Source organism: Streptomyces sp. SID11385 (assembly GCF_010548245.1).
Classification (GTDB): Bacteria; Actinomycetota; Actinomycetes; order Streptomycetales; family Streptomycetaceae; genus Streptomyces.
Genome location: NZ_JAAGLR010000010.1, coordinates 1 through 4,454, shown reverse-complemented (window position 1 = coordinate 4,454; position 4,454 = coordinate 1). Strand labels below are relative to the sequence as shown.

General features: G+C 73.2%; 6 protein-coding genes. 2 read left to right on the top strand and 4 right to left on the bottom strand.

The features are described 5' to 3' along the window. On the top strand, positions 1 to 716 hold a 716-nt coding region (locus tag G3I42_RS00715; protein WP_164281916.1), incomplete at its 5' end, for a TOMM precursor leader peptide-binding protein. Positions 717 to 1,074: 358 nt separating this feature from the next. Further along, positions 1,075 to 2,463: an AarF/ABC1/UbiB kinase family protein gene (locus tag G3I42_RS00710; protein ID WP_164281915.1), complete on the top strand. Its 1,389-nt coding sequence runs from the start codon at positions 1,075 to 1,077 to the stop codon at positions 2,461 to 2,463. A gap of 215 nt (positions 2,464 to 2,678) precedes the next feature. Here the strand turns inward: G3I42_RS00710 and G3I42_RS00705 are convergent, their stop codons facing one another. The 4 genes from G3I42_RS00705 to G3I42_RS00690 all read right to left on the bottom strand — a co-directional run. Next, the gene (locus G3I42_RS00705) at positions 2,679 to 3,002 is read right to left on the bottom strand and encodes a hypothetical protein (protein WP_164281914.1); all 324 of its coding nucleotides are present in this window, start codon (positions 3,000 to 3,002) and stop codon (positions 2,679 to 2,681) included. Continuing rightward, a complete protein-coding gene (locus tag G3I42_RS00700; protein ID WP_164281913.1) occupies positions 2,999 to 3,370 on the bottom strand; it encodes a WhiB family transcriptional regulator in 372 nt (123 codons plus the stop codon). Before G3I42_RS00700 ends, G3I42_RS00705 begins: the two co-directional genes overlap by 4 nt. Positions 3,371 to 3,536: 166 nt before the next feature. Further along, positions 3,537 to 3,848 carry a hypothetical protein gene (locus tag G3I42_RS00695; RefSeq protein WP_164281912.1) on the bottom strand — a complete coding sequence of 104 codons (312 nt, stop codon included), beginning with the start codon at positions 3,846 to 3,848 and terminating at the stop codon, positions 3,537 to 3,539. 202 nt (positions 3,849 to 4,050) lie between these two features. Then, positions 4,051 to 4,454: HRDC domain-containing protein (locus tag G3I42_RS00690; RefSeq protein WP_203606178.1), on the bottom strand; the 404-nt coding region annotated here is incomplete at its 5' end.

Below are 4,454 nucleotides of genomic sequence, written 5' to 3'. Positions count from 1 at the left end.
CGGTCGGCACGCGCCGGGCGGAGGCGGCACGCCGGCTCGTGAGCGAATCGGCCCCGAGCGGGCGGCGTCGCTCGCGGCCCGAGACCGTGGCCGGGCGGCTCGGCGAGGCACCGCCGCCCGATCTCGTCGTCCTCGCCCCGCGCGATGCCGTGTCCGTGCACGCACCGGACCCCCAGCTCGTCGAACCCCTGATCGCGGCAGGTGTCCCGCACCTGTACGCGGGGGTCGTGGAGACGACCGGTCTCGTCGGGCCTCTCGTCCTCCCAGGACGTACGGCCTGCGCGGGCTGCCTGGAACGCCACCGCGTCGAGCGCGAGGCGGGACACGCGCGGCTCCTCGCGCAGTGGCGCTCCGGCCGTACGCACCGCGTCGAGCCCGTCGACCTGACCCTCGCGACCACGGTCGCCGCGCTCACCGCGAGCCACGCGCTGAGCCTCCTCGACGGCCACCTCCCCACCACGGTCGGCGAGCGGTGGGAGACCAGCCTGCCCACCCTGGCCTGGACCCGCCACCACCTGCCCACCCACTCCCACTGCCCTTGCGGAGCCGGCACGGCGGACCGCTGGGAGCCGGCGCCACCCGCCACGGCTCCCTCAACACCCCACGTCTCCGGGGCGAGGCCACCGGCCGCGCATCTCGGGCAGGACGAGGCCACGCGGGCAGGGGCGCCCGGGGCGGGAACGGTCGCAAGGGGGGCGATCATGCGCAACCGATGACCGCTGCGCCCGGAGTGGACCCGGGGATACGGCCCGGCCCGCCGGGAGATACGGCCCGACTCGCGAGGGGCCGTATCCCCGGGGGAGGTGCGGGGGCGGGGGCGTCGCGCGGGAGCAGTGGCACAAGCAGGACTCGGATGCCCAGCCACGGGCCGCCCCGGCGCCACTCCGTCTCTCTCCCCCCGCCCACGCACACCACCACCCGTTCCCGAACCCTCCCCGACGACGCCGGGCCCTCCTCCCCCGGCACCAGCTCCCCCGCCTCCGCAACCCGGTTGTGCCCTGGGGTGGTTCGGGGCGGACGGGGGACAATGGCGGTGGGCGTCGTGCGGTGCGGCGTGAGTGGAGCGGAGGGCGTATGTCGGAGCTTCCTCGGAAGGCGGTGACGCGGACGGCGAAGTTGGCGACGCTGCCGCTCGGGTTCGCGGGGCGGGCCACGTGGGGGCTCGGGCGGAGGATCGGGGGTGCTTCGGCCGAGCTGGTGGGGCGGGAGGTGCAGCAGCGGACGGCTGAGCAGTTGTTCAAGGTACTGGGGGAACTCAAGGGCGGTGCCATGAAGTTCGGGCAGGCGCTCTCGGTGTTCGAGTCGGCGCTTCCCGAGGAGTTGGACGGTCCTTACCGGGCGGCGTTGACGCGGCTTCAGGAGGCGGCGCCGCCGATGCCGGTGGCGACGGTCCGGGGCTTGCTCGCGGAGCGGCTCGGCGAGGACTGGCGGGAGCTTTTCCGGTCCTTCGACGAGGAGCCGGCCGCCGCTGCGTCGATCGGGCAGGTGCACCGGGCCGTGTGGCACGACGGGCGGGCCGTCGCGGTGAAGGTGCAGTACCCGGGGGCGGGGCGAGCGTTGCTCGGGGACCTCGCCCAGCTCGGGATGGCGGCGCGGGTGCTCGGGCCCGTCGTGCCGGGCATCGACATCAAGCCGCTCGTCGCCGAGTTGCGCGAGCGGGTGGCCGAGGAGCTGGACTACGGACTGGAGGCGGCGGCGCAGCAGGCGCACGCGGAGGAGTTCGCGGGTGATCCGGACGTGTTCGTGCCCCGGGTGGTGCACCAGGGGCCCGAGGTGCTGGTGTCGGAGTGGGTGGAGGGGGTGCCGCTCGCCGAGGTGATCGCCTCGGGGACGCCGGAGGAGCGGGACCGCGCCGGGCAGTTGCTCGCGCACTTCCTCTTCTGCGGCCCGGCCAGGACGGGGCTGCTGCACGCGGACCCGCACCCGGGCAACTTCCGGCTGCTGCCCGATGCCGAGGGCGGGGGCGAGGAGAGCTGGCGGCTGGCGGTGCTCGACTTCGGGACGGTCGATCGCCTGCCGGGCGGGCTGCCGCCGATCATCGGGCGGTCCTTGCGGCTCGGTCTCACCGATGACGCGGAGGAGGTGCACGCCTCGTTGCGGACGGAGGGCTTCATCCGGGAGAAGGTGGAGCTGGACGAGCGGGCGGTGCTGGAGTTCCTGCGGCCGATGATCGAGCCGGCGGCCGTGGACGAGTTCGGCTTCACGCGGCAGTGGCTGCGGGGGCAGGCCGCGCGGATCGCCGATCCCCGCTCCCCGGCGCACCACTTGGGCCGCAAGCTCAATCTGCCGCCGTCCTACCTACTGATCCACCGCGTGACGCTGAGCACGATCGGTGTGCTGTGCCAGTTGGGGGCGCGGGTGCGGTTGCGCGAGGAGCTGGAGAACTGGCTGCCCGGCTTCGCCGCGGACTGCCCGGAGGGTGAACTGCCCGGCTTCTGGACGGAGGACGAGGGCGACGGGTGAGTCCCCCCGCACGGCCCACCGGGTCCGCGCCGCCACCGCGCACCGGCCGGCCCCCAAACGGACGGCCTCACCACTCCTCCCCAGACGGACGGCCCGGCGGCCGCCCCTCCGGAAACGGACGGCCCGGCCGCTCCTCCGGGGAGGGGCGGCCGGGCCGGTGGGTCGCATGGCGGTGTGGTCGTGTCCACCGCCGAATCGACTACCGCTCTCGCGGCTTACTGCATGACCGCCAGTGCCAGGGCGCGGCGGGCGCGGAGGGTCGCGCGTTCGGCGTGGCGCTGGAGGCGGCGGGCGTTGCGCAGGCGGGCGGAGGGGCGTTGCTGCTCCGCCTCGCGCATGCGCTCGTCCATATGCGCGCGGGCCAGCGCTTCTGGGATGAGTTGCATCTCTCGGGTCCTGTTCTCGGTGCCGGCCAGGTGGCCGGAACGGGCTGCTTCGCTGAGGGCGAGCCCTGCGGGCTGCGCGGGAGTCGGGTTCATCGGGTCCTGCTTCTGCGGGTTGTGCGTGGTGGGGCGATCGATGGTTCCGGTGATGTTCATGCGACGACCGGGTTCTTGCGCGGGCGGCCGCGGGGCCGCTTGCGGGCCACGACGACGCCCTGGACGAACAGCTCGCCACCCCAGACGCCCCACGGCTCGCGGCGCTCCTTGGCGCCGGCGAGGCATGCCTCGACGAGCGGGCAGGTGCGGCAGAGCGACTTGGCGTACTCCACGTCGGCCGGGGACTCGGCGAAGAAGACCTCGGGGTCGTAGGCGCGGCAGGGGACGGGGGTGTCGAGACCCTCGATGGCGGCGTCGAGGGCGGTGAGCGGGGTGAGGGGGGTCACGGTGTGGTCCTCCGGAGGGCCGGGCGGCTGGCTGGTGGGTGACGGCGGTACTGACGGGACGTGCGTCTTGGTCGTCTGCACGGGTTCTGCTTCCTCGTCTGTCGGTCCGGCCTGGTGGGCCGGTGGTGTCGGGTACCGATTCCTGCTGCCCGGGCACCTCGCGTTCCGCCCTCTCTTGAGAGGGCAAAACAAAAGGGCCGCGGTCCCGAGTGGGGTCCGCGGCCCTGAAGGCGCCTGTCTGACGTGGTCAGACGGGATCACTCCAGGGTTCGAGCCCACGGAAGGCCCACATCGTGTGGTGCTGCGTCATCGGGTTTCCGGCACCGGCTGCCGCGATCGAATAGGCATGCGCCTGTTCCGTCACTACTGCTGCCGGTGCCTGGGTCGGTCGCTCATCGCGCTGCTTCTCCTCGGGACGTCCGAAGGACAGGCCGGGGAAGGAGAACGCGGAGAGACCGGAAATACCGGACAGTCCGGTGCCCAGGTCCGAGATGCTGAGGGAACGGGAGGCGACGACCGTCGACGCGGTCAGTTTCGTGATCGTGTTGAAGCTGCTCACTGCAATCGCCTCCTCTCGGCGTCTCGGGGGACCGGTGGTGCTCGGTGGTCCGATGGAAATATTCACGTGCTCCGAAGAGCACCGCCCCGAAGGGCTTGGCACAGCACGGGGCGGGGGCTTCGGAGAGCCTGTCCGTTCCCGTGCCTAAGAACCTATGGGGATTGTCGGGCCGGGCGCAAACTATTTTTTCGACGAGTTCGCCTCAGTCCGCCTTCACGCCGGGGGCGCACTCCTGACCTGCGCAGATCGCGAGGACCTCGGAGCCGAAGCGGCGGAACTTCCGCGCGCCGACGCCGGGGATGCGGGACAGCTCGGCCTCGGTCTCGGGGACGGCCTCGGCGATGGCGACGAGGGTCTTGTCGGTGAAGAGGCAGAAATCGGGCTGGCCGAGGTCGTGGGCACGCGCGCCGCGCCAGTCGCGCAGCCGCCGGTAGACGCCCTCGTCCATGTCGGAGGGGCAGGTCTCGCAGCGCATCAGCTTCATCTCGCCGGCCTCGGTGAGGGTGCGGCCGCAGACCCGGCAGCGGGCAGGGGCGCGTCTGCGCGGCACGGGCCGCTCCCCGGTCGCCCGCTCGCGTGCGGGCCGCTCCTCTGCCGCGGCCGGGG

Bases quoted from the DNA above. Each gene is read 5' to 3' on its own strand.
- G3I42_RS00710 (WP_164281915.1), top strand. From the start codon at position 1,075: ATGTCGGAGCTTCCTCGGAAGGCGGTGACGCGGACGGCGAAGTTGGCG.
- G3I42_RS00705 (WP_164281914.1), bottom strand. From the start codon at position 3,002: ATGAACATCACCGGAACCATCGATCGCCCCACCACGCACAACCCGCAG.